The organism is Salinispora mooreana (genome assembly GCF_000379065.1).
Classification (GTDB): domain Bacteria; phylum Actinomycetota; class Actinomycetes; order Mycobacteriales; family Micromonosporaceae; genus Micromonospora; species Micromonospora mooreana.
Genome location: NZ_KB900614.1, coordinates 67,702 through 92,176 on the forward strand (window position 1 = coordinate 67,702; position 24,475 = coordinate 92,176).

At 69.7% G+C, this 24,475-nt stretch carries 20 protein-coding genes; 10 read left to right on the forward strand and 10 right to left on the reverse strand.

Annotated elements, in window-relative coordinates; translation table 11 throughout:
* Positions 1 to 111: 111 nt before the first annotated feature.
* Positions 112 to 3,003 carry a glycoside hydrolase family 48 protein gene (locus tag SALPAC6_RS0100335; RefSeq protein ID WP_018251451.1) on the reverse strand — a complete coding sequence of 964 codons (2,892 nt, stop codon included), beginning with the start codon at positions 3,001 to 3,003 and terminating at the stop codon, positions 112 to 114.
* 659 nt (positions 3,004 to 3,662) lie between these two features.
* Between SALPAC6_RS0100335 and SALPAC6_RS0100340 the strand changes: the two genes are divergently transcribed.
* Complete coding sequence (locus SALPAC6_RS0100340) at positions 3,663 to 5,036, forward strand: GH1 family beta-glucosidase (protein ID WP_018251452.1); 1,374 nt, start codon at positions 3,663 to 3,665, stop codon at positions 5,034 to 5,036.
* A gap of 61 nt (positions 5,037 to 5,097) precedes the next feature.
* Here SALPAC6_RS0100340 and SALPAC6_RS0100345 read toward each other — a convergent pair whose 3' ends face one another.
* Positions 5,098 to 6,483 (reverse strand): FGGY family carbohydrate kinase, encoded by a 1,386-nt coding sequence (locus SALPAC6_RS0100345; RefSeq protein WP_018251453.1) that lies wholly within the window; start codon positions 6,481 to 6,483, stop codon positions 5,098 to 5,100.
* Between the two features lie 224 nt (positions 6,484 to 6,707).
* Between SALPAC6_RS0100345 and SALPAC6_RS0100350 the strand changes: the two genes are divergently transcribed.
* Together SALPAC6_RS0100350 and SALPAC6_RS0100355 are read left to right on the forward strand one after the other, a co-directional pair.
* Positions 6,708 to 8,609 (forward strand): anthranilate synthase family protein, encoded by a 1,902-nt coding sequence (locus tag SALPAC6_RS0100350; RefSeq protein ID WP_018251454.1) that lies wholly within the window; start codon positions 6,708 to 6,710, stop codon positions 8,607 to 8,609.
* A 123-nt stretch (positions 8,610 to 8,732) separates the two neighbouring features.
* Positions 8,733 to 9,737 carry a glucosyl-3-phosphoglycerate synthase gene (locus tag SALPAC6_RS0100355; protein ID WP_033667135.1) on the forward strand — a complete coding sequence of 335 codons (1,005 nt, stop codon included), beginning with the start codon at positions 8,733 to 8,735 and terminating at the stop codon, positions 9,735 to 9,737.
* Between the two features lie 71 nt (positions 9,738 to 9,808).
* Here SALPAC6_RS0100355 and SALPAC6_RS0100360 read toward each other — a convergent pair whose 3' ends face one another.
* The 4 genes from SALPAC6_RS0100360 to SALPAC6_RS0100375 all read right to left on the reverse strand — a co-directional run bounded on the left by SALPAC6_RS0100360 (position 9,809) and on the right by SALPAC6_RS0100375 (position 13,741).
* Positions 9,809 to 11,203, reverse strand: coding sequence for an MFS transporter (locus SALPAC6_RS0100360; RefSeq protein WP_026189192.1), 1,395 nt, complete (start codon positions 11,201 to 11,203; stop codon positions 9,809 to 9,811).
* A gap of 109 nt (positions 11,204 to 11,312) precedes the next feature.
* On the reverse strand, positions 11,313 to 11,702 hold the full coding sequence (locus tag SALPAC6_RS0100365) for a hypothetical protein (RefSeq protein WP_018251457.1): 390 nt from the start codon (positions 11,700 to 11,702) through the stop codon (positions 11,313 to 11,315).
* Positions 11,703 to 11,735: 33 nt separating this feature from the next.
* Positions 11,736 to 12,350: a TetR family transcriptional regulator gene (locus tag SALPAC6_RS0100370; RefSeq protein ID WP_033667137.1), complete on the reverse strand. Its 615-nt coding sequence runs from the start codon at positions 12,348 to 12,350 to the stop codon at positions 11,736 to 11,738.
* A gap of 62 nt (positions 12,351 to 12,412) precedes the next feature.
* Entirely contained in the window at positions 12,413 to 13,741 is a 1,329-nt protein-coding gene (locus SALPAC6_RS0100375; RefSeq protein ID WP_018251459.1) for an MFS transporter, read from the reverse strand.
* A 301-nt stretch (positions 13,742 to 14,042) separates the two neighbouring features.
* Here SALPAC6_RS0100375 and SALPAC6_RS0100380 point away from each other — a divergent pair, with 301 nt between their 5' ends.
* Entirely contained in the window at positions 14,043 to 14,732 is a 690-nt protein-coding gene (locus SALPAC6_RS0100380; RefSeq protein ID WP_018251460.1) for an HAD family hydrolase, read from the forward strand.
* A 108-nt stretch (positions 14,733 to 14,840) separates the two neighbouring features.
* Here SALPAC6_RS0100380 and SALPAC6_RS0100385 read toward each other — a convergent pair whose 3' ends face one another.
* Positions 14,841 to 16,244: an MFS transporter gene (locus SALPAC6_RS0100385; RefSeq protein WP_018251461.1), complete on the reverse strand. Its 1,404-nt coding sequence runs from the start codon at positions 16,242 to 16,244 to the stop codon at positions 14,841 to 14,843.
* Positions 16,245 to 16,351: 107 nt separating this feature from the next.
* Between SALPAC6_RS0100385 and SALPAC6_RS0100390 the strand changes: the two genes are divergently transcribed.
* From SALPAC6_RS0100390 to SALPAC6_RS0100405, 4 genes are all read left to right on the forward strand, one after another.
* Positions 16,352 to 17,353, forward strand: coding sequence for a 2-hydroxyacid dehydrogenase (locus SALPAC6_RS0100390; RefSeq protein WP_018251462.1), 1,002 nt, complete (start codon positions 16,352 to 16,354; stop codon positions 17,351 to 17,353).
* Between the two features lie 43 nt (positions 17,354 to 17,396).
* Complete coding sequence (locus tag SALPAC6_RS0100395; RefSeq protein ID WP_018251463.1) at positions 17,397 to 18,305, forward strand: haloalkane dehalogenase; 909 nt, start codon at positions 17,397 to 17,399, stop codon at positions 18,303 to 18,305.
* A 192-nt stretch (positions 18,306 to 18,497) separates the two neighbouring features.
* The gene (locus SALPAC6_RS0100400) at positions 18,498 to 18,929 is read left to right on the forward strand and encodes a RusA family crossover junction endodeoxyribonuclease (protein ID WP_018251464.1); all 432 of its coding nucleotides are present in this window, start codon (positions 18,498 to 18,500) and stop codon (positions 18,927 to 18,929) included.
* Between the two features lie 46 nt (positions 18,930 to 18,975).
* Positions 18,976 to 19,245: a hypothetical protein gene (locus tag SALPAC6_RS0100405; RefSeq protein ID WP_018251465.1), complete on the forward strand. Its 270-nt coding sequence runs from the start codon at positions 18,976 to 18,978 to the stop codon at positions 19,243 to 19,245.
* Positions 19,246 to 19,282: 37 nt separating this feature from the next.
* On the opposite strand, the gene SALPAC6_RS0100410 is transcribed toward SALPAC6_RS0100405, so the two are convergent.
* Entirely contained in the window at positions 19,283 to 19,984 is a 702-nt protein-coding gene (locus tag SALPAC6_RS0100410; RefSeq protein ID WP_018251466.1) for an HAD family hydrolase, read from the reverse strand.
* A 217-nt stretch (positions 19,985 to 20,201) separates the two neighbouring features.
* Here SALPAC6_RS0100410 and SALPAC6_RS0100415 point away from each other — a divergent pair, with 217 nt between their 5' ends.
* Together SALPAC6_RS0100415 and SALPAC6_RS0100420 are read left to right on the forward strand one after the other, a co-directional pair.
* On the forward strand, positions 20,202 to 21,011 hold the full coding sequence (locus SALPAC6_RS0100415; protein ID WP_018251467.1) for a metal-dependent hydrolase: 810 nt from the start codon (positions 20,202 to 20,204) through the stop codon (positions 21,009 to 21,011).
* Positions 21,012 to 21,016: 5 nt separating this feature from the next.
* Positions 21,017 to 21,910, forward strand: coding sequence for an amidohydrolase family protein (locus SALPAC6_RS0100420; RefSeq protein ID WP_018251468.1), 894 nt, complete (start codon positions 21,017 to 21,019; stop codon positions 21,908 to 21,910).
* Here SALPAC6_RS0100420 and SALPAC6_RS0100425 read toward each other — a convergent pair whose 3' ends face one another.
* Both SALPAC6_RS0100425 and SALPAC6_RS0100430 read right to left on the reverse strand, forming a co-directional pair.
* Positions 21,911 to 22,504, reverse strand: coding sequence for a nucleotidyltransferase family protein (locus SALPAC6_RS0100425; RefSeq protein ID WP_026189194.1), 594 nt, complete (start codon positions 22,502 to 22,504; stop codon positions 21,911 to 21,913).
* Between the two features lie 211 nt (positions 22,505 to 22,715).
* Positions 22,716 to 24,449, reverse strand: coding sequence for a bifunctional 3'-5' exonuclease/DNA polymerase (locus SALPAC6_RS0100430; RefSeq protein ID WP_026189195.1), 1,734 nt, complete (start codon positions 24,447 to 24,449; stop codon positions 22,716 to 22,718).
* Positions 24,450 to 24,475 lie beyond the last annotated feature (26 nt).

Consider the following 24,475-nt stretch of genomic DNA (forward strand, 5'->3'; position numbering starts at 1 on the left):
GGCATCCCCTGCCCAGGCTGATCGGGCACCCCGGACCACCCCGCCTCCTCGCGGATCCACCCAGTGATTCGGGGGGTTAAATGTACGGTTCTATCCTGAATCTAGCCATGGTCAGTCGTTCGGAAAGAGCCGCCCGAAGTCGGCGTACGCCATCGCGACATCGGCCTGAGCCCAGAACCGGTGGTAGCGGAACGTCGGCTCGGCGCCGCCGTCCAGATACGCCCGGACCTTCGGCCAGTCCGGATCGTTGAGGTAGAACGACCGGATCTCGACGAAACTCCTCCCCGTCTCGATCACGTCGCCGTTGGGCATCGTGCCCGTCCAGTCCGGCGGCAGGTAGAGGCCCTGACCGGTGCCGGCGTCGTAGACATCGTCGAAGCGCTCGTAGTCGCCCCGCGTCTCCACCGTCGACACACCCAGGGCATCACTGGCGGCGTGTAGCGCGTCCAACAGCCCCTTGGCCGTGTTCTTCGCGGCCACGTTCCCCGACCTCGCCGCGTACGCGGTCAGGGTCCGGGCGTAGGCGGCAGCGGCACCCACATCCTGGCCGGTCTCGGTCACCTCGACGTGCAGGTCGGTGTTTGGCTCAGGGGTGGCCGGATTCCACGTGTTCGGCTGGCCCGTCCAGGTGAGTTCGGCCGGAATCGACCAGTCCGCGCCCAGCGTGGTGTTGGCGATCGCCCACGGCACCCACCTGTCCAGCAACGCCTCGGCCCGGGCATCACCGGTCTCGAGGTACAGCTCGGCAATCCGGTGCATCGACCAGACCTGCATGCCGAACCACTGGTTCGACGGCGGGTCGTGGTAGACCGGCTTCTCGTCGTAGAACATGCCGTAGAAGGTCGGCGTGCCCGCGGGCGGCTGGCCGTACCGACCGCCCCAGCTGTTGGTCGCGCCACCGGCGATCGCACCCTCGGCGGACTGGAGCCAGGTGTACAACTCCAACTGCCGCTCCAGACTCTGGGCCCAGTCGGTGGACGCGCTCGGCGACCTCGGCTCGAGCTCCGGCACGGTGGTCAGGGCCCAGGCGGCGAAGGGGTTCTGGTAGCCGAAGTGGTTGTGGCTGGAGCCGATCCGCCACGACCAGTTCTGACCCGGCTCGTACGCGCCGCCCCAGGCGTAGTACCAGGACAGGAGGTAGTGCGCGGACTCCCGACCACTGCCGGCGGGGCAGGTGGACGCCCCGACACAGTTGCCGATCTGCTTGAAGTACTTGTCGAACATCGCGTACCGCAGGTAGTCGCCCAGCTTGGCGGCCTTGGCCACGGTGTCCGCCACCTCCGCGACCCTGCCCTGCTGCGTGGCCCAGGTCAGCGCCCAGTAGGCGGCCTGCACCGCCCGGGCGTCGGCGTCCGGCGCGTTGGTGTACTTCCACTGCTTCGCCGGCGCGTTCTGCTCCTGGACGGAGATGTCCAGGAAGCCGTACTGCCCGCCATGGGTGAAGGTCTCACAGGACGGCTGCGGGACGGTCTCCCAGACCGACTCCTGCTGCCCGCGCTGGAAGGTGTTGATGTACGCCGGCCGGGTGGTGCCGTCGCCGCAGCGGCCGAAGCCGTAGGTGTTGTCCACGTCGAGCAACCAGTGCATGCCGTAGATGTCACCGGTGCCATAGGTGGACTGGAGTTCGGCCCGCAGCGGGTCCTGACCGACCGGGACGCTCGGTTGCAGCTGCGCCGGGTACTGGCTGGGCAGGTCGTACTCGGCGGCGTACTGCGCGGTGCCGGGAGCGCCCGCGGTCGGCTGGTCGGCGGGGGAGGGGATGATGTAGTTCTCCAGCACCGTCCAGGCGTTGTTGAACGGCGCCCAGTCCTCGGTCACCCGGCCGTACTGCGCCTCCAACCAGAGCCAGAAGCTGAACGCCTCACTCGTGGTCTCGTGACCGTGGTCCGGCGCCTCGACGATCAGGGTCTCGATGGAGTGGTACGGCACCCCCTCGGGGCTGAAGTACCCGGAGTTCTTGACCTTGCCGTACTGGGTGAGGAACCGCGCGATGTACTCGTTGTCACCGCCGGGAGTGTCGTTGTCAATCTCCGTCGCGGCAATCGTCACGTCAGCGAGGCCGGCGGCGGAGGCGGTGATCGTCGCGCTGCCCCCGGCCGTGTCGGCGTCCTCGGCCGCCGACACGGTCACGTCAACACCGGTGTTCCAGTTCCCGGTGGTCAACGTCAGCGAGGTGGGGGCCACGGTGAGGTCGGAGTCACCGGTACGGGCGAGGCCCACCTGGACGTTCACGGCCGGTGCCGCACTCAACGTCAGCGTCACGGTGGCGCTGCCGCCCTCCGGTACGCCCACCGTGGCCGGGGTGGCGACCAGTTGCGGGCCGGTGGCGGGCGCGACGGTGAAGGACCGCTCCGCGATGGCGCTGAGCCCGGTGTCGTCATACGCCCTGGCCTGCACGGTGTAGGAGCCGGCCGGCAGACCCGGCAGCGTGTGGGCGTACGGGGCGGTGGTGTCGGTGTTGACCAACAGACCGTTGCGGTAGAAGTCGACCTTGCTGATGCTCCCGTCCGGGTCGCTGGCGGTGGCCGTCAGCGGCACGTCGGCCGGTGCCTCGAAGGGCCCGGGCGGCACGTTCAGCGAGACCGTCGGCGGCTGCTGCGCACCGCCGCAGGGGACGCCGTTGACGGAGAACGAGGTCGGGTCGGCGTTGGTACCGCTGTACGCGGCGTTGAAGCCGATCTGCGCGGTGCCACCGGTGCCGAGACTACCGTTCCACGACTCGTTGGTGGCGGTGACGTCGTTGCCGCTCTGGCTCCACTGCGCCGACCAGCCGTGGGTGATGGTCTGGTCGCCGGCGAAGGAAAACCGCAGGGTCCAGCCCGTGATCGGGTCACCGAGATTGGTGAGAGTGAGGTTCGCGGTGAAGCCGTCGCCCCAGTCGTTGGTCGTGTAGCCGACGTCGCAGGTCGGCGCGGCCGACGCGGCCTGCGCGGGCAGGACCGCCCCGCTGGCTACCGCAAGCACCGCCGCGGTGACTGTCGCCCAGCCGCGGCGTCGGTTCATGGGTCTCATGCGCGGTGTCTCCTCGGACCAGGCCGGAGCCCAGACTCCGGCGGGGCACCTGGCCGTTCTTCCTGCGGGGCGAGGCACCCGGGTGTGGACCCCCGGCCAAGGCCAGGGCCGGTGACGTGGCGTGGACGGGCATCCGTCCACCTCGGGGTGCCGCACCGGACTTCCCGGCTGCCCTCGGCCCCGCGCTCCCGCGACGGCGGCTCCACCACCAGCCTGCCACGACTGGAAACGCTCCCACAAGAGGACTGTCGCATCAACTCAGTTAGATATTTCAACTTTGTGAAGCTACTTTCTCAAAGCGGTTACGAGACGTTACAGTCGCACCAGAAATTGGGAGCGCTTCCACTCGACTCTCGTTTCCGCAGTGGAAGGAGGTGACTCCACAAGCCACTCGCGTGACCCGGCTCCCCCACGTGACACGCACGGCCAGACGCCACCGTCCGACCCGGCGTGTCCAGCACTGATGGGGGTGGGGGCCGCCCTCCCCCGCCCCCATTCCGCACTCCGGTGACAGCGCGGCCGGGGCGCGTCGCCGCACGCGCTGCCCAGAATCCCCTCGCTCCCGGGCTCCCGCCGGGAGGACCGGAGGCGTACCCTGTCTCTGGGAGCGCTCCCGGTCCGGTTCAGAACTAGCAGAGGAGACTCTCCCGATGTCGACACTCCCCCACACCGCGCAGCCCGCCAACTCGGAGCACCAGTCGGCGGGCACCCTGCGCTTTCCGCCCAACTTTGATTGGGGAGCCGCCACCTCCGCGTACCAGATCGAGGGTGCGGCCAAGGAGGACGGGCGGGGTGAGTCGATCTGGGACACCTTCAGCCACACCCCCGGACGAACCCGTAACGGCGACACCGGCGACATCGCCGCGGACCACTACCACCGGTACGACGCGGACCTCGATCTCATGGCCGAGTTGGGCCTGCGCAGCTACCGGTTCTCCATCGCCTGGCCCCGCATCCAGGCCGACGGCACGGGTGCGCCCAACCAGCGCGGACTGGACTTCTACCGCCGGCTGGTCGACGGACTACACGACCGCGGCATCCAGCCGGTGGCGACGATGTTCCACTGGGACCTCCCCCAGGCCCTCCAGGACCGGGGCGGCTGGGAGGCCCGAGAGGTCGCCTACCGCTTCGCCGACTACGCCGAACACGTCTTCCGGGCCCTCGGGGACCGGGTGCCGACCTGGCTGACCATCAACGAACCGAAAACCGTCGTGCAGAACGGCTACCTCTCCGGCCACCACGCCCCCGGCCACCAGGACCCGCAGGCCGCATATCTGGTCGCGCACCACCTGCAACTCGCGCACGGGCTCGCCGTTCGGTCGTACCGGGCCGTCGGTGGGACCGGGCGCATCGGCCCGGCGTTCAACCTGCACCCGTGCTACCCGGCCGACTCCTCCCCCGGTGCGACCGAGGCCGCCTGGCGCTACGACGGCTACGAGAACCGGCTCTACCTCGACTCGGCGCTCACCGGCCGCTACCCCCAGGACGTACTCGACGACCTCGGCCCCGACCACCGCATGGTCCGCGGCATCCACGACGGCGACCTCGGCATCATCTCCGCTCCCGTTGACCTCCTGGCGGTGCAGTACTACACCCCGTACTACGTCACCGCCGCGGGCACAACCGTGCAACGCTGGCCCACCTCGGAGGCCTCCTGGCAGCAGATCTACCCCGAGGGCATGTACGACATCCTCACCCGGGTCACCCGGGACTATGGCGTGATCCCGCTGACCGTCACCGAGAACGGCCTGCCCACCCCCGACACCCACGCCGCCGACGGGACAGTCGACGACGGCGGGCGGATCCAGTTCCTCCGCGACCACCTGGCGGCCGCGCATCGCGCCATCGCCGCCGGGGTGCCGCTGGAGGGCTTCCACGTCTGGTCGCTGCTGGACAACTTCGAGTGGGCCGAAGGCTACGACCAGCGCTGGGGGCTGGTCTACGTGGACTACCCCACCCAGCGTCGGGTGCTCAAGCGCAGCGCGCACTGGTACCGCGAGGTGATCGCGGCGGGCGGGTTCTGAGCGCGGGGCACAGCCCACGCCCCACCCGGGGATCGGTTCACCGGCGTCGGTGGCGCGGTGGTCAGGAAGGAGCGGTCAGCTCGCCGGTCCGGTCCAGGTCGGCCACCCCGGCCGCATCGCCGATCCGACCGAGTGCCACCAGCGCCGCGCCGGTCGCGCCGATCTCCGGGTTCCGCTGATGCCAGACCGACCGGGGCGCGAGGGCCACGGCGAAGGCTCGACGCCACCACTCGGACGCCGCCATCGCTCCGCCGCCCAGGACCACCTCGACCGGCCGCGGGCCCAGCTCCGACTCCAGGACGGCCAGGTCCACCGCGACCAGTTCACTCACGCCCCGCAACAGGGCGGCTAGGATCTCCACGGCAGTGGTGCCGAAGCCAAGCCCGGTCAACGCTCCGGAACCCGCCGAAGCCAGTCCGGGTGGCCGGTCGCCGCCGAAGCAGACGTTCGCCACCGGCCCCCCACCGACGACGGGCACCCGGGCCAGGGCCGCGTTCAGCTCGGCCCGGTCCGGGAGCCGCAGCTCCCGGTTGGCCCAGGCGAAGAGGTTGCCGCCGGCGGAGTACGCCCTTCCGGTGACGATGTGTCGCTGGTCAACCCGGTACCGCCAGAGGCTCGGTACAAGCCGGGGCAGCGGCTCCCCCGGCGCGACGGCCTGCACCACCCGGACCGCTGCCGAGGTGCCCACCGTCACCGCCGCCCGGCCCGGATCGACGCAGCCCGAACCGATGTTCGACGCGGCCCCGTCGCCGATCGGGGCCGCCCACCGCGCCCGGGCCAGCGGCGGCCAGCGGCGCGCGTACTCCGAGCGCAGCCGACCCTGCCAGCCCACCGGTGCCAACTCCGGCAGCTCGCCCGGGCCGGTGTCGGCCAGCGCACACGCCTCCGGGTCCCAGTCCATCGTGCCGAGGTCGAGCAGGCCGGTGCCGGAGGCCTGCGACACCGACATCGGGACCGGGTCCAGCAGCACGCCGAGGGCGTACTCGGCCAGCCCGGCGAAGCGGGTGGCGTGGCGACCGACTCGCGCCCGCAGCCAGGGCAGGCGGACTGACCAGTAGCAGCGGTGCCACCAGGTGCCGGTGCGTTGGTGGAAGGCCTCCGGGTCGGCCGGGCCGGGTTGCCCGGGCGCCGGCGCCGGTCGGGTGTCCAGCCAGGTGAGCACCGGGCCGATCGGGGTGCCGTCGGCGTCGAGCGCGACCACCGAGTGCCACTGCGCGGAGGTCGCCACCAGTTCGACTCCGTCCAGGTGCCCGCCGGCCGCCAACTCGTCCAGGCACTGCCCCAGGCGGGCGAGGTAGTCCCGCGCATCCAGCGTGCCGGCACCATCCTCGCCGACGGCGAGGCGCACCCGCCGCCGGGCCAGCGCCCCGGGCAGCAGCCGGGCTGCCTCGTCGAGCACCAGGCCACGTACCGAGGAGGTGCCCAGGTCCAGCGCGAGTGTGGTCATCGTCGGTCACGCTATCCGGCCGGGCCGGGTGAAGCCCTCGCTTCCGCCCCCCGGCGGTGAGCGCGTAGGGTGGTGCGCATGCTCGCGCACCTGCACTGCTGGTGGCCCGCCGACCCGGCGGCCACCCTCCGCGCGTAGCGTCACGCGGCCGCCCGTTGAGGCGGCCGTCGGTCTCTGACCGGCACCGGGCGCCCCTCGGGTGGCACCGGAACCGAGGAGACCCGATGACCCACCTTCCCCCGCTACTCGCCGCCGTCGCGGCCGGCACCGACCCCGGCCCGTTCGCGCTCATCCGCCGCGAAGGCGCTGACCACCTCGACCTCTACACCGGGTCGGTGCGGGTGGTAGAACGACTCAGCGACATCCCGGTACCAACCGGGGCAGCGGGGCCGGCCACCCTCGCGCTGGTGCCCTACCGGCAGGTGAGCGAACGCGGCTTCGACTGCATTGACGACGGCGCCCCACTGGAGTGCCTGGTGATCGACCAGCACGAAGAGATCGACCTCCCGGCGGCGCTGGCGGCGCTGCCGGACGCCCCGGTGGTCACCCACAACGCGGGCTTCGACAGCTCCGACGAGGAGTACGCGGCCACCGTTGACCGGGTCCTCGCCGACGAGATCGGCCAGGGAGCGGGTGCCAACTTCGTCATCCACCGCACCATGCGCGCCACCGTACAGGGCACGCCGCTGCGGGCGGCGCTGGCGGCGCTGCGCTCGCTGTTGCTGCGCGAACGCGGCGCCTACTGGACGTTCGTCGTGCACACCGGGGCCCGGACGCTCGTGGGGGCGAGCCCGGAGCGGCACGTCAGCGTGGACGACGGGTTGGTCCTGATGAACCCGATCAGCGGCACCTTCCGCCACACCGGCGCGACCGCCGACCGGGCTGACCTGTTGCGCTTCCTCGCCGACCCGAAGGAGGTCGAGGAGCTGTACATGGTCCTCGACGAGGAGCTGAAGATGATGGCCTCCGTGGCCGAGCGTGGGGGCCAGGTGGTCGGCCCGTACCTGAAGGAGATGTCCCATCTCGCCCACACCGAGTACCTGCTGGCGGGGCGGGGCTCGAAGGATGTCCGCGACGTGCTGCGGGAGACCATGTTCGCCCCCACGGTGACCGGGAGCCCGATGGAGAACGCCTGCCGGGTCATCGCGCGGCACGAGCGCACCGGGCGCGGCTACTACGCGGGGGTGCTGGCGCTGCTCGGTCGGGACGCAACCGGCCAGCAGACCCTCGACGCCCCGATCCTGATCCGTACCGCTGAGCTCTCCCCCGCCGGCGAGCTGCGGGTGTCGGTCGGGGCAACCCTGGTCCGGCACTCGGTCGCCGCCGGGGAGGTCGCGGAGACACACGCCAAGGCCGCCGCGGTGCTCGCCGCGCTGGGCCTCGGCCCGCAGGCGCCCGACGCAGCCGCGGGGGCGGCGCCCCGGCTCGCCGACGACCCAGCGGTCCGCGCGGCGTTGGCCGCCCGCAACGCACCGCTGGCCCGGTTCTGGCTGGACCAACGGCCGGAGGAGAACCCCGGCCGGCCCGGGCTCACCGGCCGCCGGGCGTTGATCGTGGACGGGGAGGACACCTTCACCGGTATGCTCGCCCACCAGCTACGCGCGCTCGGCCTCACCGTTACCGTGCGGCCGTGGGACGCGCCCGGCCCCCGTGACGGATACGACCTGGTGGTGGTCGGCCCGGGGCCCGGCGACCCGGCGGAGCTGGCCCAGCCGAAGATGGCGGCGCTGCGCCGGCTGCTCACCGAACTCCTCACCACCGGCCAGCCGGCCCTCGCGGTCTGCCTCGGTCACCAGTTGCTCTGCGGCCTGCTCGGGCTGCCCCTGCACCGACGGGACGCCCCGTACCAGGGGCTGCAGCGGGAGGTACAGGTCTTCGGCGTCCGGCGGCGAGTCGGCTTCTACTCGACGTTCACCGCGCGAGCGGACACCGATCACCTGCACACCCCGTACGGCCCGGTGGAGGTGGCCCGGGACGACACGAACGGCGCGGTACACGCGCTGCGCGGCGCCAGCGTGGTCGGGGTGCAGTTCCACCCCGAGTCGGTGCTCAGCCCGGACGGCGTGGACGTCCTCGCCGACCTGTTGGGCGACCTGCTGGCCGTGGGGAGCCGCCAGGGCGCCTGACCGGCGGCGACGCCCCGCAACACGACCGGCCGCCTCGCCTGATCCGCCCCCTGCGCCGCGCGGGTTAACCGACACACGAAAGGGAAGTCCACCCGCGCGTGCTGCCAGGACTCGGGGGTGCCAGTGCGGGATACAGAACCGACCGTCTCACCGGTTGTCGACGCATGGACCAAATCTCGGACGTCATCGGCACAGGATTGGCACATCGAGCGGCTGATGGAGGCGAAGGGGGAGAACAGGGTCAGCGTGGTGTTACCCGCCTACAACGAGGAGGCGACTACCGGGCCGATCGTCTCGACGATCCGCGAAGACCTGATGGAGCAGGTACCCCTCGTGGATGAGCTGGTCGTGGTCGATTCCCGGTCCACCGACCGCACCGCTGAGGTGGCCCGGGCCGCCGGCGCCGAGGTGGTCAGCCAGGACGAGATCACCAAGGGCCTGCCTCGGCTGGCCGGCAAGGGCGACGCGCTCTGGGCCGGCCTGGCCACCACCGACGGTAACCTCGTTGCCTTCGTCGACGCTGACCTGCGCGAATTCCGGCCGCACTTCGTACGTGGCCTGCTCGGCCCGCTCCTCACCAACCCATCGATCGATTTCGTCAAGGGCTTCTACCACCGACCGCTGGAAGATCAGCCCGGCCCCGAGGAGGACAACGAGGGCGGGCGGGTGACGGAGCTGATGGTCCGGCCGCTGCTGAACCTGTTCTGGCCGGAGCTGGCCGGCTTCGTGCAGCCCCTGGCCGGCGAGTACGCAGGTCGACGTGAGGTACTGGAACAGCTACCGTTCGTCACCGGCTACGGGGTGGAGACGGCAATGCTGGTTGACCTGCTGGGACTGGTCGGCCTGGACGCGTTGTCCCAGGTTGACCTTGGCATCCGGAAACACCGCCACCAGGACACCGAGGCGTTGGGCCGGATGTCCGCACAGATCATGCACACCGTCTGGGCACGGTTGCAGCAGCAGGGCTGGGCGGTCCCGGGCACCAGCCCAGCCAACCTGCTGGCCCAGTTCCGTCGTGGTGACTCGGAGGAGCTACCCAACCTCGACCGGGAGATCGTCGTCAACGACGTTTCGGTGCAGGAACGGGCGCCCTTGCGGGAGTTGCGGCACCTGGTGCCGCGCCGGTAGCGCGGGCGCCAACGCCCCGACCGTGGAGTCGCCGCTGGCCACCGGGCATCGGCGTAGCTCGGTCAGGTGGGTCAGGGGATCCGGACCAGCAGCATCGTGGCTACGGCGCTACTGACCGCGACTCCCAGGAGAACCCGCATGATGCCGGTGGCGAGGTCGCCCTGCTCGATCAGCGTGCCGGCCGCCGCGATCGCGACACCCGAGCCGGCGGAGAGGATCGAGAGCGTGGTCCCGGATGCCTCCCCGGCCCGCTCGGCCGGGACCATGGCCTGCGTACCCAGGTTGGTCAGGGTAAGGCCGGTCCGGTAGCCGAACCCGGCGACCGCCAGACCGAGCAGGTACGGCCCGATTTCCCCGCCAAACGCCACCACGACCAGGCCAGCCGCGCCGACCAGGGTGGCCGCGGCGATCAACCGATGCACCGCGACCCGTTGGCTGAGCCGACCCGCGAACGGACCGGCGACGCCACCGCTGATCGAGGCGGCGAGGACCGCCAGGCCCGCGACGAACGGCGAGTAGCCCCGGACCTGCTGTAGGTGAATTGTCGTGGCGAAGATCGTGACCACGAAGGCGATGTTGGCGACCAGCCCCATCAGGGTCACCACCACAAACGTGGTGTCGTGGAAGAGGTCAAGCCTGATCAGTGGACTTTCGGCTACCCGTTCCCGAAGCACGAACGCGGCCAGCAACACCAGTCCCCCGACAGCGACGGCAGTGGCCACCACCGGTCGCCAGGCGTTCATCCGGTCGGCGGCCACGGTGATCGCGAGGACCCCGAACACCACCACGACCAGACCAGCCAGGTCAATCGCCCGCGACACCGTCGGATCACGCGACTCGGGCAGCCAGGCAACGCTGGCAACGATGGCGACGACGCAGAGCGGCACGTTCACCAGAAGTACGCTGCGCCAGCTCAGCCACTCGGTGACCCCACCACCGAGCAGGGGCCCCAACGCCAGCGCCACCGCCCCGATGCCGTAGGCGTTACCGATCGCCCGCTTCGCCCGCTTCCCCGGGAACGCCTCGGTGATCACCGCGAAGGCGAGGGGGTACACGATGCCCGAGCCCATCCCCTGCACCACCCGAAAGGCGATCACGATCGGCGGATCGGAGCCCAGGCCGGCGCCGAGCGAAGCCGCCCCAAAGATGAGCAGGCCGACAACCAGCATGCGCCGACGACCGAGGATGTCGCCGAGCTTGCCACCAGGGATGAGGAACGCCGCCTGGGCCAGGATGTAGCCGCTGACCACCCAGTGCAGATCGGTGGTGGTCGTCCCCAACTCCGCCGCCATCGACGGCAACGCGAGATTCAACGCATAGAAGTCAAGCTGCACGAGGAAGATGCACGCAGCAGCCGCAAGCAGGGTCAGCCGGCGCCGTGGTCGGCCCGCATCCCCCGCCGATGCCTCACCTTGGCCGTGGGGCCGGGGCAGACGCGGACGGAACGACACACCGAAACATACCATTTATACGAAAATTACTCCCTTGTTCTGCTGATCCGATCCAGGCGTGGACGGTACGGGGTCGGTGCCGCCAGACTGGGCGGCACCGACCCGACGCGCTTCCCGTACTGGTTCAGCCGAAGAAGCTGAGGTAGCCCAGGAGCGCGCCGTAGCCGATGAAGCCGGCCCCCATCACCCGAAGCCCCTGCGCTGACCCGCGCCCCTGTTCCGCCGGTCGAAGCACCAGCTGGGGGATCCAGTAGTAGCTGATACCGCGCAGGGTGAAGAAGACACCCAGGAGAGTCACCAGGACCTCCGCCAAGCCACCCCACTCGAAGTGGGTGACCAGTACGCCGAAGCCGACGAAGAGGTGCACCATGCCGGAGATGTTCACCGCCATCAGATCCGACCGGTCGGCCCGCTGGGTGAGTCGCAGATAGAACTCGGTGGCCACGATAAACGCGACTCCGGAGGTCAGTAGATACAGCGCAAGGATTTTTCCGAGCGTCTGGGTCAGATCCATGTTCGCCGCCTCAGGGGTGTGAGAAACAATTGATCAGGTGCGAAAGATCCCGCTACCGAGTAGCTCCGACGCAATGCGCCCGTAGGTTGACTTCACCGCCGCCCCACCGTCGAGGCTGGTCAGGTCGACGCCGAGCAGCCGCCGCACATGCTCGTGGAGTGCGAGTGCGCCCAGGGACCAGATCGCGAGGAGCGCCGCCCGTTCGTAGGGGTGATCCGTCGGTCGGATCAAGCCCGACGCGACTCCTTCGGCGAGGTAGTCGACCGCGTCATTGACCATCTCGTCAACCAGCGCGGCCGTGTGCGGGGAGCCGTCCGCCAGCGCCCGGGCCAGGTATCGCAGCAGCGGCGGCCCATCACTCAGGTCACGCAGCTCCGCCGGGTCGAACCTTCCGGCCCTCATCACCTTCTGTTTGTGCTCCCGCACGAAGGCCGCGACATGCTTGTCGCAGGCCACCCGTAGCCCGTCCTTCGTACCGAAGTAATGAATGATCAATGATGGGTGGACGTCGGCTGCCGCCGCTATGGCACGAACCCCGGTGGCCGCCACGCCCTGATCGGCGAAGAGAGTGATAGCGGCAGTAAGGATGCGGCTCTTTGTGGAGGACTTGTCGTCTCTCGGCCGTGACTCATCGGACACACCCGACATGCTAAACGAGCGTTCGATTAATGTCCAGCAATAGCAGTGATTACCATGATCATATTCGTTAGTCACGTCGGCTGGGGCCATCGAGTGTGGTTGGCGTCCATCATCACCCGGTGGGTGTGCACCCACGCCACTCCATTCCACTCGGCGTCGACCAGGTGCGCGCGATCAGCGTTGACGCCATGCTGGTGCCGGAAGACGTCGGGAAGGCCAGCGGGCCAGAATCGGAGGGCGGTGAGTCCCGCCGCGAGCACCACGCCCGCCAGGAGCGCCCACGCCACGGTCAAGCCGGCCCCCGCGCCAACCCAGCCGACGAGGGGGTAGGTGAGCAACCAACCGAGGTGGGACAGGGAGAACTGGGCGGCGAACAACGCTGGCCGGTCGGCGGCCGCCACCGAGGCGCGCAACACCCGGTTGACCGTGACGACAATCAGGCCACCGGCGAAGCCGATGAGCAGCCAGACAACCATCGCCAACGGCCAGGACGGCACCATCGACAGCAGCAGCGCCCCGGAGAGGGCGAGCAGAGCCAGGACAGTGCCGATGAGCAGCACACCTCGATCCGTACGCCGACGCAGCAGCAGCGGCGCGCCGAACGCCGCCGCGATGCCGCCAAGGCCGGAGACGGCGAGCAGGAGTGGAACCTGCGCCTCGGTGGCGTTCAGCAGGTCGCGCACCACGTTGACCGTGCTGACCAGCGTGATGGCACCAGAGCCAGCGACGACCATGTTCAGCGCCAGAACCGCCCGCAGCCGCGGCGCGGCCACGAACATGCGCATCCCGGTGAAGAGGCGCTCGGAGAACCGGACCCGGCTGCTACGTTGCGCCCTGGGCACCGTCGCCGCGCCGACACACAACGCGGAGACGAGAAACCCCACCGCCGTCCCCACAAACAAATCCGTGAACTTCAGGACGAGCAGCAACGTGGCGGCGATGAGCGGGCTGGCGATATTCTCCAGGGAGACCGCAAGCTGCGACGCGGAGAGCGCCTTCGTGTAGTCCCCCTCATCCGGAATGACATCCGGGAGCACGGACTGGAAGGTAGGTGTGAAAATGGCGGACGCGGCCTGTAGCACCGCGATGAGCAGGTAGATCTGCCAAATCGCCTCGACCCACGGCAGCAGCAGGACGACCCCGAACCGAACCACGTCCGCGCCCACCATCACCGCACCCCGTGACACCCGGTCCAGCACCGCCCCGACCAGGGGCGACACGCACACGTAGGCGACCATCTTGATGGTCAGCGCCGTCCCGAGGACCGCTCCGGCCCGCGCGCCCGCGAGATCGTAGGCGAGCAGCCCGAGCGCCACTGTCGCCAAACCGCTGCCGATGAGCGCGACCGTCTGAGCAGCAAAAAGCCAACGATAGGTGCGATTACCCAGCAGTGCACGCACAATTAATCGCTTCCCTTTCCGGAATTCTCGCCGCCGAGAAGATTACCGACGAAAGTTGAATGCGACAATGCTGCCAATGCCAAAGGAGTGCAACAGACAGTCCCTGACAAGTACGCGCAGCGGGCGATTGTGTCGTGGCTGTCCCGCTGCCGAACCTGCGGTGCGCCGACCGCGCGGAATGCGCGTCGCCGCCCCGCCGCTCGCCGCGCCCCTCGGCCGCCCCTCGACCGTCCGTCACGCCTGAGCCGAGATGGGCCACGTCTGACGCGGAGCCGAGGGCGCGCGGCGGATAGGCTGCGGCATGCATATCAACAGGGCGCCCGAACCGATCAGAGGGGTCATCTTTGACTTCCACTCCACGCTGGTCCAGGGCGGCGACTCCAGTCGTTGGATCGAGGCCGCTCTTCGTCGTCTGGCGGAGGAAGGAAACGCGGAGCCGAATCTGAGCGCCAGCCAGATCACCGGCCTGTCTGCGCATCTTGACCAGATTGGGCAGCATACCCACACGATCGACCCTGGAAGCGAGCGCGATCTCAGCCAGGAGCGCCATTGGGACGTCTTTAGCAGGACGGTCTCGCTGTATCCCGGCATCAAACCCGATCTGATAGCCGCACTATACGCAGTAATGACGGATCAGTGGGTGCCGTTCGCCGACACCCTCCCGGTACTTCAAGAACTTAGGTCGCGCGGCGTCAGAACTGTGATGCTATCCAACATTGGGCTGGACATTCATTCGTTCCTCGACCGAGCTGGTGTGAGTGCTCTACTCGACGGTGTAGTGCTGTCCTTCGAGGTGGGCCTGGTGAAGCCTGACCCGGCGATCTTTGCCCACGCGCTGGAACTGCTGAACGTTCCAGGCAGCCACACCTTGATGGTCGGCGACAGCCCCCGGGACGACGTCGGCGGAGTTTCGCTGAAGATTCGCACGTTGATCCTGCCGCGGACCGAAGGCCCGGTTCACGGCCTGGGAACGGTCCTCCAGATGGTGTAGATCTCGTGGCGCAGCCAGCCTGCGGCGCGGACTTCGGCGGCTGGTCCGGCGACAGATGCACCCATTCAGCACGCAGCCTGGGCCCCGCTGTCCCAGGCTGCTTCGCGGTCAGGTGGATCGGGGCAGCCGGGCCAGCAGCACCGCGGCCACGGCACTACCAGCCGCTGTCCCCAGGAGAACCCGCATGATGCCAGCGGCGAGGTCGCCCTGCTCGATCATTGTGCCGGCCGCCGCGACTGCGATGCCCGAGCCGGCGAAGAGAATCGACAACGTCACCCCCGATGCCTCGCCGGCCCGCTCGGCCGGGACCATCGCCTGCGTGCCCAGAGTGGTAACGGTGAACCCGATCCGGTAGCCGAACCCCGCGACTGCCAGACTGATCAGATACGGCCATATGGCGCCACCGAAGGCCACCACGAGCAGGCCGAGGGCGCCGACCAGGATGGCGGCGGCGATCAACCGACGCACCGCGACCCGTTGGCTGAGCCGACCCGCGAACGGACTGGCGATGCCACCGCTGATCGAGGCGATGCAGACGGCCAGGCCCGCGACGAACGGCGAGTAGCCCCGGACCTGCTGTAGGTGAATTGTCGTGGCGAAGATCGTGACCACCAGGGCGATGTTGGCGACCAGCCCCATCAGGGTCACCACCACAAACGTGGTGTCGTGGAAGAGGTCAAGCCTGATCAGTGGACTTTCGGCTACTCGCTCCCGAAGCACGAACGCGGCCAGCAACACCAGTCCCCCGACAGCGACGGCAGTGGCCACCACCGGTCGCCAGGCGTTCATCCGGTCGGCGGCCACGGTGATCGCCACAATCCCGAGCACCACCACGACCAGACCCACCAGGTCGATCCGACGCGACACCGTGGGGTCGCGTGACTCCGGCAGCCAGACGATGGCGGCAACGATGGCCACGAGGCAGAGCGGCACGTTCACCAGGAGCACGCTGCGCCAGCTCACCAGCTCGGTGAAGCCACCACCGAGCAGGGGCCCCAACGCCAACGCCACCGCCCCGATGCCGTAGGCGTTACCGATCGCCCGCTTCGCCCGCTTCCCCGGAAACGCCTCGGTGATCACCGCGAAGGCGAGGGGGTACACGATGCCCGAGCCCATCCCCTGCACCACCCGAAAGGCGATCACGATCGGCGGATCGGAGCCCAGGCCGGCGCCGAGCGACCCCATGCCAAAGATCGCCAAACCCGCGACCAGGATGCGCCGACGACCGAGGATGTCGCCGAGCTTGCCACCAGGGATGAGGAACGCCGCCTGGGCCAGGATGTAGCCGCTGACCACCCAGTGCAGATCGGTGGTGGTCGTCCCCAACTCCGCCGCCATCGACGGCAACGCGAGACTCAACGCATAGAAGTCAAGCTGCACGATGAAGATGCACGCGGCGGCCGCGACCAACGTCAGCCCACGCGGCGGCCGACCGCCGTTCCCCGCCGACGCGACACCACGGCCGGGCAGCCGAGGAAAGCGTAGGCGGAACGACACACCGAACCGTATCATTAACGGGGAAACTTCCTCTTTGTTCCATCTCGTCCGGTAATCCCAGTTGACTACCCGCTGTATGCGGCCCACCAGGCAAGTCGTACGGTGGTCACCGGAGGTGCCAAATGCGCGTTTCGGTGTTTAGCACGAAACCATACGATCGGGAATTCCTGTCGGCGGCCAACCCGGCCGACGGCCACGAACTGGAATTCCTCGAGCCCCGACTCACCCCGCAGACCGCCAAGCTCGCCAGCGGCGCAGCAGCGGTCTGCGCGTTCGTCAACGACGACCTCGGCACCGAGGTCCTGGAGCGGCTGGCCGCGGATGGCGTCCGCCTGATCGCGCTCCGCTCCGCCGGCTTCAACCACGTCGACCTGGCCACCGCCCGCCGACTCGGCCTCACCGTGGTCCGGGTGCCGGAGTACTCCCCGTACGCGGTGGCCGAGCACACGGTTGCCCTGATCCTCGCCCTCAATCGCAAGGTCTACCGGGCCTACAACCGGGTCCGGGAGCACAACTTCGCCCTCACCGGGCTGCTCGGCTTCGACCTGCACGGCCGGACCGTCGGCGTCGTCGGCACCGGGAAGATCGGGTTCTGTGTGGCCCGCATCCTGTCCGGGTTCGGCTGCCGGGTCATCGCCAGCGACCCCTACCCCGACGACGCGGTGACCGCGGCGGGGATCGAGTACGTGCCGCTGCACCGCCTGCTGAGCGACTCGGACGTGATCACCCTGCACTGCCCGCTCACCCCGGACACCGAGCACCTGATCAACCCCGAACGGATCGCCCAGATGCGCCGGGGCACAATGCTGATCAATACCAGTCGCGGTGCGCTGGTGGACACCCGAGCGGTGATCGACGGGCTCAAGAGCGGCCAGATCGGCTATCTCGGTCTCGACGTGTACGAGGAGGAGACCGACCTGTTCTTCGAGGACCTCTCCGACCGGGTCCTCGATGACGACGACTTCTCCCGGCTCAACACCTTCCCCAACGTGCTGATCACCGGTCACCAGGCCTTCTTCACCGAGGATGCGATGCGCAACATCGCCGCCACCACGATCGACAGCCTCACCACCATCGAACGGGAGGGAGCGGACGCCGTACCCCGGTCGGCCCGGGTCTGCTGAGCGCGGTGACCGCACACCGACGCACTGTGCGATATTGACTGTCATGTCTGCACTGCGTACGCCGGACAGCCGGTTCACCAACCTGCCCGACTTTCCCTACCAGCCCCACTACGTCGACCTGGACGGCGTACGGATGGCCTACGTCACGGCCGGCCCAGCGGACGGGGAACCCGTGCTGCTGCTGCACGGGGAACCCAGCTGGTCATTCCTGTACCGGAAGGTCATCCCGGTGCTCGCCGACGCCGGGCTGCGGGCCATCGCGCCGGATCTCATCGGCTTCGGCCGGTCCGACAAGCCGGCCGAGCGCAACGAGCACAGCTACGCCCGACACGTCGAGTGGATCCGCAGGTTCGCCTTCGACAAGCTGGGCCTGACCGGGGTGACGCTGGTCGGGCAGGACTGGGGCGGCCTGATCGGGCTCCGTCTGGTCGGCGAGCACCCGGACCGCTTCGCCCGGGTGGTGGCCGCCAACACCGGGCTCCCCACCGGTGACCAGGCGATGCCGGAGCTCTGGTGGCAGTTCCGGCAGATGGTCGAGACGGCCCCCGAGCTGACGGTGTCCCGCCTGGTGCAGTCGGGCTGCCAGCGCGAGCTGACCGCGGCGGAGCTGGCGGCCTACGACGCGCCGTTCCCAGACGAGTCCTACCTCGCCGGCGTCCGCACCATGCCCACCCTGGTGCCGACCGCACCAGACGATCCGGCCAGCACCGCCAACCGCGCCGCCTGGACCGAACTCTCCCGTTGGGAGCGCCCGTTCCTGGTGGCGTTCAGCGACCAGGATCCGATCACCGGGGGGATGGCACCGGTACTGCGCCGTACCGTGCCGGGTGCAGCCGGAATCGACCATCCAGTGATCGAGGGAGCCGGGCACTTCCTCCAGGAAGACGCGGGTGAGCAGCTCGGCAAGGTGATCGTGGAGTTCGTCCGAACCGCTGCCGCGACCGCATCCTAGTCGGGCAGAATCTCATCGAGTGAGCGAACAGTTACCCAGAGCGCGCCAGGTGGACTAGCCTTACCTGCGCGTTCGCCAGCGACGTCGACACGCCTCGGCCAACCCTGCCCGCCCGATCGGCCGGTTTTCCGGAGAACCCTCACCGCTGCGTCGCTGATTGGGCAGGATCGTCGGCAACAAGGAGGTGCCGTTGTGCAGGACACCCGCGCTGTCGCCCTGACCGTCAAGGTGAGCGGCCTGCCACCGGTCAAAACCGAGGCGCTGTCCATCTTCGCCGCCGGCCATCGGCAGGCGACGAGGGTCCGCGCCCTACTTGAAGCAGCCTGTGCGGCGGCTCAGCACACCGGCTGGACCCCGTTGTCCGGGCCGATCGAAGTGGACCTCGTGCTGCGCTGCCCGCCGGGGCATCGCACATCCGACGCCAGCACGCTACTCGGCGGGGTGTGTGCGGTGCTGCAGGACAAGAAGCGGGTGGCCAGCATCGGTCTGGCCCACCTCGGCGTCCTGGTGGACGTCGCACTCTACGACGATGACCGGCAGATCAGAACAATGACGTACCGGGAGGAACCGGCGGAGGACTACTCGTACGAGGTGCGGGTCGCCGCCGTGCCAGCCGCGGTGTAACCGACGGCGACGATGGGGTACCCGGTCACCGAGGAAGGGAGCGCCGATGTCAGAGCCACACGTCACGCTGGAGCCCCGGGACGCAGTGCAGAAGAAGCTGCGCGGCCCACTGGAGGAGCAGCTGACCTCGGCGCTTCAGGCCGCCACCGACCGAGTCCGGGAAAGCTACGACGGCGAGCCGGTCGAGCAGGTCTGCCAGCGGCTGCTGGATGAGACCCGCGCCGGCTTGCACCCAGACATCGCGGCCGGGTTCCAGCCCGACATGGACGAGTTCTGTCGGGTGGCGGTGGCAATCGTCCGCGGCACGGCGGTGTGAGCGCTCCGCCCGTCAGAAGTGGCGGAGCGCTCTGCCATCAGAAGTGGTGCAGCAGATCGGGGAAGGCGGTGACGTGCAGCACCGCCGCGTCGCCGTGGTCCAGCGCGTCGTGCTCCAACACCCAGGTGTTCTCGTTCGGAACGTAGACGGCGTTCATCCCGGCCGCGCGGGCCGGCAGAATGTCTGACTTCGGCGAGTTCCCGATCATCCAGGCCCGAGCCGGTGCGAAATCGTGCTCGTTGGCCAGCCACCGGTATGTGGTCACGTCCTTCTCCGGCACGATGTGCGCGGCCCGGAAGTGGTGCAGCAGGTCCGAGGCGTCCAGCTTCCGCTGCTGCTCCTCCCGGTCGCCCTTGGTGAGCAGGAACAGCTCGTGCCGACCGGCCAACTCGTCCAACGCCTCCGCCACCCCCGGCATCAGCTCCACCCGGTGCTCGACCAGGGCGACGGCCAGCTCCTCGATCCCCCGCCGCTCGGCGGCCGTGGCTGGCCGCTCCCGCAGCCGCTCGAAACACTCGGCGAGACTACGCAGAAAGACCTTGCTGCCGTAGCCGTGCACGACCGCGTTGGCCCGCTCGATGTCGTCGAGAATCGTACGGATCTCGGTGCGCTCCAGAGTCGGGTGCGCCATCCAGGTCAGAAAGTCCTCGATGACCCGCTCGAAGACGATGTTGTTCTCCCAGAGCGTGTCGTCGGCATCGAAGATCAGCACCTGCCCGTGTCGACGTGCACCTGCCATGTGGCCCTCCCGTCAAGAGTCGGCGCCACCGTAAACGAGCCCATACCGATCCGGCCACCTGGTTTCGCACCCACCGTTGGGGAGAGCGGCGGCAGGCCCAGGCATCTGCGGGCGGCACCGTCCCTTTCGGAGGACGGGTGAGCTCCCGGGCAGTACCGCCACTGCACTACAGTGACGTAGCTTCTGGGCGTCCGGGATCCGGGGAGGGTGAGCGGGCATGATGGGACCGTCGCACGCGCTGTCTGGCGCGGCGGTGTGGCTGGCCGGCTCCCTGGCGCTGGACCACTTCGCCGGCTATGAGCAGTCGCCGCTCGCGCTCGCCGTTGGCACCGCGGTCTGCGCGGGGGGTGCGCTCCTTCCCGACCTCGATCTCTCCGGCAAGGTCACCCGAAACCAGGGCGGCGCCACGGTCGCCCGCACCTTCGGCGTCTTCTCCCTCTTCGTCGCCGAGGTGACCGAGAAGGTGTCGCTCGGCGTCTACTATGCGACGAAGTTGAGTCGCGACCCGCGTCGCACCAACGGGCACCGCACCCTGACCCACACCATTCCCTTCACCGTACTGGTCGGCTGGGGCACCACCGCGCTCTGCGCCGCGTACGGCAAGTGGGCGGTGATCGGCATCCTCTTCTTCATGTTCGGTCTCGCCCTACGCGGTCTCTTCGACGAATGGGCCGACCGCGCCGGCTGGTTCGTGGTGACCCTCGCCTCGCTCGCCGCGGCGTGGTTCACCTTCGCCACCCTGCCCGGGGACCGGGGCTATCCGATGATCGGGCTGGCGGTCGGCGTCGGCTGCTTCGTCCACATCCTCGGTGACATGATCACTCGGGCCGGGGTGCCCATCCTCTGGCCGATCCCGATCAAACGTCGGATGTGGCGGATGATCAGCCTGCCGGACTCGATCGCGCTCCGCGCGGGTGGCAAGACCGAAGTGGTCTTCGTCCGGACCGCGCTCACCATCGTCGCGGTGCTCTCCGCCGTCGGGCTGGTCGCCCCGCACCTGCTCAGTCGCTTCAACATCGAGGTCTGACTGCCGTGCCGGTAACCACCGACGACGCCGACGTCCCGGCGTTCTGGCAGGGCCTCGGTCTGCCCGGCCTCGCCGACGTGCACGTGCACTTCCTCCCGCCCCGGCTGCTGCGTCGGGTGTGGGCGTACTTCGACGCGGCCGGTCCGCTCCTCGGCACCACCTGGCCCATCCGCTACCGGTGGAGCGACGCGGAGCGGCTGGCGCACCTGCGCCGGATGGGCGTACGGGCGTTCAGTGCCCTGGCGTACGCGCACCGCCCCGCGATGGCCGCCGACCTGAACTCCTGGACCCTCGACTTCGCCCGCGCGAACCCGGACTGCCTCCCCTCGGCCACGTTCTTCCCCGAGCCGGCGGCGCCCCGGTACGTCACCGAGGCGCTCACCGCCGGTGCCCGGGTGTTCAAGGTGCACGTGCAGGTCGGCGGGTTCGCACCGACCGATCCGCTACTCGATCCGGTGTGGGGGCTGCTCGCCGACGCCGGGGTGCCGGTGGTGGTGCACGCCGGACACGCACCGGCCGGCACCGCACACACCGGCCCCGGCCCCTTCGCCGACCTGCTCGCCCGGCACCCGCGGCTCGCCGCGGTGGTGGCGCACCTCGGCGCACCGGACTATTCGGCTTTCCTCGACCTCACCGACCGGTACCAGAACGTGCGGCTGGACACCACCATGGCCTTCACCCCGTTCTTCGACCAGGCCGTGCCCTTCCCCACCACGGAGCTGCCCCGGCTACGCGAACTGGGCCTGGCCGGCAAGGTGCTGCACGGCAGCGACTTCCCCAACCTGCCCTACGCGTACGCCGAGCAGCTCACCGCGCTGGCCCGACTCGACCTGGGCGATGCCTGGTTGCGGGCGGTGTGCTGGACCAACGCCGCCGCCCTGTTTGATCTGCCGGGTTGACTACGCGCCGACCCGCTGCGGTGGGACGGTTAACCCGTACAGGGCCATCAACTCCGGGCTGTCGACCCGACTGCCGTCGGCGACGGTGTCACAGGAGATGTCGACGATCTGGTCCTTGTGCGCCAGCAGGTATGGACGGGCGCCGACATCCGCGCTGGCCAGCGTGGCGATGCCGGACCAGTGCCGGCGACCGAAGAGCATCGGGTAGCCGCGCAGTCCGCCGTAGGTGGCGCAGACCAGCACGTCCGGGTATGGCAGTGCGGTGACCCGCTGGACCGCCGCGGCGGTCAGGCCCGGCATGTCCACCGGAACGACGACCACCGCCTCGATGGCGTCGTCGTCGATGGCCGCGAGGCCAGCCTTGATTGAGGAGCCCACTCCGGTTCCCCAGGCCCGGTTCACCACGACGGTGGCCTGGGTGAGGTCAGCGGTCTCCTGTACCTGGTCGGCGGCGGCGCCGAGGACGACCACGATCTGCTCGCAGCCCGCCGCCGTCATCGTGTCGATCATCGTGCTCACCAGTGGTTTCTCGCCCTGGCACAGCAACGCCTCGGGGCCACCGATCCGGCGCCCGCCACCCGCGGCGATGATCATTCCTGCGGTCCGGTTCAGCGGTGCCACCTCCGTCTGGTAGCGGACCGGGCAGGCCACCTGCCCGGTCCGGGACGCACAACGGACCCAACGAGCAGTCAGCGTTCAGGTTCCGGGCATGAATCGGATATTCCGAGCATAAGATACAAAAGGTTAGATTTAGGCGCTCCACCTGGACTGGCGGCGTCCCATCGGGGAAGAGCCGAACAGCAGCTCAGGACGCGTCGGCGTAGCACTCAACGGTGGAGAGATCGAGCGGGAAACGCACCGGCGTCCGACCGAAGAGCAACGCGCTCGCCCGCTCCCCGCACCGGGTCACCGCCGCGGCCACCGCTGCGGCCCGCTCGACGCGACAGTGCACGATCACCTCATCGTGCTGGAAGAAGACCAGCTCGGCATCGCTACCGGCCAACTCCCCCCGCAGCATGGCCAGCAGCGTCGCGGCCCACTCGGCGGCCGTGGCCTGGATGACGAAATTTCGGGTGAACCGGCCGCGCGCCCGAGCCCGCGCCGACCGACCGCCCTCGCCCCCGGCCGGGGACGGGGCCGCCTCGGCAAGGTCGACCGAGCCGGGTGGGCAGGTGCGGCCGAGCCAGGAGCGAACCAACTCGCCGGACTCCCCGCTGCGCGCGGCCGTCTCCACGTAGCCGAAGGCCGCCGGATAGTTACGCCGCAACACCTCCAGCGCCGGTGCCGCCGAACCGCCGGTCTGCCCGTACATGGCGCCGAGTAACGCCACCTTGGCCCGCGCCCGGTCCCCGCCAAACGCGTCGGCGGCCAGAGCGGCGTACAGGTCGCCCGCCCGGGCCGCGGCGGCGAGGCGAGTGTCGCCGGAGACCGCCGCCAGGATCCGCGGCTCGAGCTGCCCCGCGTCGGCGACCACGAACGTCCAACCCGGATCCGCCACCACCGCCCGTCGGATCACCTTCGGGATCTGTAGCGCCCCACCACCTCGGGTCGCCCACCGGCCGGAGACCACACCGCCGGGTACGTACTCCGGGCGGAACCGACCATCCCGCACCCAGGCTTCCTGCCAGGCCCAGCCGTGCGCCGTCCAGATCCGGTAGAGCTCCTTGTACTCCAGGACCAGCGGCGCCGCGGGGTGGTCAACGCCGCGCAGCACCCAGGACCGGGTGTTCGGCACCTCCACCCCCGCCCGGGCGAACGCCCGCACCAGCTCCAGCGGCGAATCGACGTGCAGCCGCGGAACGTCGAAGGCGGCAGCGATCCGCGCGGCCAGCTCCGCCAGCCGACGCGGCAGCCCACCCACCGGGGAGGGGCCACCGAGCAGCTCGCCGAGGAGGGCGTCGTGCACGTCCACCCGCCACGGCAGCCCCGCCGCCCCCAACTCGACGGCGATCAACGCCCCCGCTGACTCGGCCGCGACCAACAGCCGGAATCGGCCCGGATGCTCGGTGGCGGCGATCCGAGCGAGCTGGTCAGCGTAGACCCGGGTCAGGGCCGTGATCCCGGGACCCGGCGGAGCCGGCGGCGACTCGAAGAGCGCGCCCTGGCCGTGGCCCGGGGGCTCGGCCAACCGCGGCGGCGGATCGGGCGGCACCGGCGCACCGGTGAGCCGCGCCCAGGCGGCGGCGAAGGAACGCGGCTCACCCCAGCGGCCCGCGTGACCGAGGAGCAACGCCTCGGTCAGCTCGATGTCGTGGCAACGGTCAACCCGGACCCCGGCCCGCAGCAACCCGGGGTAGAGCGCCGCGCCGGACGCCCAGACCCAGCGGGGGCGCTCCCTTCGCTCGCGATCGGCCACCGCGAGCGCCAGGTCGGCGACCTGCTCCGGCGGCCCAATCGGCGCTCCGGCGGCGTCGAGCGGTTGCAGAACTCCCCCGCCGACGCCGGTGCCCGCCTCCGGAGCAGCGGGGAGTCGATGATCCGCACCCGCCACCACCGCCACCACCGCCATGATCGCGATTCTGCCCGCCCGGTACGACAGAGCCCGGCAGCCCGGCAACAATCAGT

Bases quoted from the DNA above. Each gene is read 5' to 3' on its own strand.
- SALPAC6_RS0100425 (WP_026189194.1), bottom strand. From the start codon at position 22,504: ATGATCATCGCCGCGGGTGGCGGGCGCCGGATCGGTGGCCCCGAGGCG.
- SALPAC6_RS0100380 (WP_018251460.1), top strand. From the start codon at position 14,043: ATGCATATCAACAGGGCGCCCGAACCGATCAGAGGGGTCATCTTTGAC.
- SALPAC6_RS0100415 (WP_018251467.1), top strand. From the start codon at position 20,202: ATGATGGGACCGTCGCACGCGCTGTCTGGCGCGGCGGTGTGGCTGGCC.
- SALPAC6_RS0100360 (WP_026189192.1), bottom strand. From the start codon at position 11,203: ATGGTATGTTTCGGTGTGTCGTTCCGTCCGCGTCTGCCCCGGCCCCAC.
- SALPAC6_RS0100390 (WP_018251462.1), top strand. From the start codon at position 16,352: ATGCGCGTTTCGGTGTTTAGCACGAAACCATACGATCGGGAATTCCTG.
- SALPAC6_RS0100385 (WP_018251461.1), bottom strand. From the start codon at position 16,244: ATGATACGGTTCGGTGTGTCGTTCCGCCTACGCTTTCCTCGGCTGCCC.
- SALPAC6_RS0100350 (WP_018251454.1), top strand. From the start codon at position 6,708: ATGACCCACCTTCCCCCGCTACTCGCCGCCGTCGCGGCCGGCACCGAC.
- SALPAC6_RS0100395 (WP_018251463.1), top strand. From the start codon at position 17,397: ATGTCTGCACTGCGTACGCCGGACAGCCGGTTCACCAACCTGCCCGAC.
- SALPAC6_RS0100335 (WP_018251451.1), bottom strand. From the start codon at position 3,003: ATGAACCGACGCCGCGGCTGGGCGACAGTCACCGCGGCGGTGCTTGCG.
- SALPAC6_RS0100410 (WP_018251466.1), bottom strand. From the start codon at position 19,984: ATGGCAGGTGCACGTCGACACGGGCAGGTGCTGATCTTCGATGCCGAC.
- SALPAC6_RS0100340 (WP_018251452.1), top strand. From the start codon at position 3,663: ATGTCGACACTCCCCCACACCGCGCAGCCCGCCAACTCGGAGCACCAG.
- SALPAC6_RS0100365 (WP_018251457.1), bottom strand. From the start codon at position 11,702: ATGGATCTGACCCAGACGCTCGGAAAAATCCTTGCGCTGTATCTACTG.
- SALPAC6_RS0100345 (WP_018251453.1), bottom strand. From the start codon at position 6,483: ATGACCACACTCGCGCTGGACCTGGGCACCTCCTCGGTACGTGGCCTG.
- SALPAC6_RS0100405 (WP_018251465.1), top strand. From the start codon at position 18,976: ATGTCAGAGCCACACGTCACGCTGGAGCCCCGGGACGCAGTGCAGAAG.
- SALPAC6_RS0100370 (WP_033667137.1), bottom strand. From the start codon at position 12,350: ATGTCGGGTGTGTCCGATGAGTCACGGCCGAGAGACGACAAGTCCTCC.